The 2176-nt window shown below is 39.2% G+C and carries 1 protein-coding gene and 2 pseudogenes; all 3 read right to left on the reverse strand.

Going from position 1 to position 2176, the window contains the following annotated elements; translation table 11 throughout:
* Window positions 1-483 (reverse strand): annotated as a pseudogene (locus CXF81_RS00315) (RHS repeat-associated core domain-containing protein); the annotation flags it as partial.
* A gap of 167 nt (window positions 484-650) precedes the next feature.
* Window positions 651-1070 carry a hypothetical protein gene (locus CXF81_RS00320; RefSeq protein WP_101179109.1) on the reverse strand — a complete coding sequence of 140 codons (420 nt, stop codon included), beginning with the start codon at window positions 1068-1070 and terminating at the stop codon, window positions 651-653.
* Window positions 1057-1671, reverse strand: a pseudogene (locus CXF81_RS00325) (RHS repeat-associated core domain-containing protein); the annotation flags it as partial. The pseudogene CXF81_RS00325 and the gene CXF81_RS00320, both read right to left, overlap by 14 nt.
* Window positions 1672-2176: the final 505 nt, after the last annotated feature.

Here is a 2176-nt window from a genome sequence, read left to right on the forward strand (position 1 = left end):
CCCTAAAGCCCCGCTAACAACTACTTCAGTTGGGTTTATATTAGTTGCCGCATCTAATAATTCTGCCCCACCGGATGAAAGTGTTGATTCCAGTGAAGTAATGTCTACATTATCACCGTCGAAATTTCCTATTGTTTGAGTTGTTATGTCAGAAGCAACACCAACTGCTGCACCTGTAGCTACAGTTGCAAGTAATGAAGTTCCTAATGTCAAACCAGCCAGTCCTCCAGCAGCTGCTCCAACCACCGTTGACGTAATGACTCCAGAAGCGTCCTGTCCACTTAATATAGCTGTTATTCCACTACCAAGTCCACCAACTATAGCCCCAAACCCAGCTAGTGCAACATTGAAAACCTTCCCGGTTGGATCTGTGTGATTAACCGGATCATTCACTGCGTAAGCATAAATGTTCATCTGATCTTCATAACCCACAGGGTCAGTTTGTAAGAATCGGCCTAACTTTGGATGATAAATACGTGCTTTGTAATAAAATAATCGTAATTATGCGCCAAGGTATTCTTGGAGGGGAAACAAACAAATACAGTACGTTATAATCATAGTAAGAACTTAGCAAAGCAAAAGAAATTAAAGGCCCGGCGAGCTAGGCTTTGGATTCACAGACTTATGTTTACCGAGTCTTTTAGGTTTATCTACTCTCTGGTCAGTTGGCCGATAAAGCTCTCTTGTCGTTCTTGTATTTGAGAGCGAGAATAACTTTTTTCTGTTAAATTTAGATAATTCTCTCTCAATTTTTCCAACTGATCTGGAGAGAATTTACTAACAAAGTCGATTTCATAGTCCCAACCCAGTTCTTTGCACATCACTCTATCAGATATATATTCTCTTAAGTCCAAAAAAGGAAAAACCATAATACTTGCTAATGTCGCTATCATTAGAGCATACGGAATGGTCATGATAATTTCTAATAAAGCCTTATCATTTGAAAAACCAACAACAAATGTAGTAGTCACAAACACTACATTTAGCAGCAAACCGCCAATAATTGTCCAAGTAAAGATCCTCAGTGTAAAATCGACTTCCCTGATGTATTTTAAATCATTGAGATTCATTGTTCTCTAACCTCTCTGTCATAACTTTCCTAGAACCTTCGGCTACACCAACTATAGCTGTCACTACACCATTTAATTTTTTATTACTTAAACTTGTATTTTGCGAAACCAGATTACCAGTTGCGTTCCCTGTGGCTGTATTGGCTAATGCGTTAGTAGCAGCACCTGAAGCATCGATATTTTCCATTTCATTAGCACCAGTTATTGAGTTTATGGCATTATTTGCGCTGGTTTCAATGACATTAGTTGCAACTGCCTCGGTGACTGCTCCAGCAACCTGAGCAGCCGTAGAACCAAGTTTAGAACCATTAGACAGCAGCGAACCTAATTGAGCGACTTTTTGACCAAGCCCAACTCCAGCACCACCTGCAAGTGCTGATACCGCAAGTTTAGTAACGTTAAGTTCTCCCTGTGCGATTTGCAAAGCACCTTCAATTCCAAAGCTAATCAAAGCACCTACGATTCCAAACTCACCAGTTGGGTCAACCATATTAATCGGATCATTCCCCACATAAGCATAAAGATTCATCTGGTCTTCATAGCCCACAGGGTCAGTCTGTAAGAATCGACCTAGCTTTGGATGATACATCCGTGCTTTGTAATAATATAATCGTAATTATGAATCAGCATTCTGACTTTCCAACTATTTCATATTAAGTGACTTTTGGTGGGGTGGCTACGAGTTATTTTAAAATATTATATATTTTACATTATACGCCTAAGCATCCTGGATCTCTTCATGTAAGTGTAAATACCCCTAAACTGATATCCGATACGCTTGAAATTTTTGGTTAAAAACTAGTGCTATCTTAATCACAGTGACAGTCCGCTTTAGCCCCCATTGCCGTCATACAATAAACTTCCGTTAGGTGGTGCTTGAACAGCCAAAAATCAACTTAAATAGATGTTTTACGACAGACCCCTAACTGCCCAAAACGGCCCTTTAGGCATTAAAGGATGAAACTTTTTTGTCTTAGATTTGCGTATTTTTTAGCTCTAATTAAAAAACAGTATGATACTTTTATTCCTGATTTCGATGAGGATTACCACCATAGACCTGAAAAATCTAATCAGAAGTATGATTCTTTATCGTCGGTCTACACCAG

Source organism: Glaciecola sp. 33A, assembly GCF_002836745.1.
Lineage (GTDB): Bacteria > Pseudomonadota > Gammaproteobacteria > Enterobacterales > Alteromonadaceae > Glaciecola.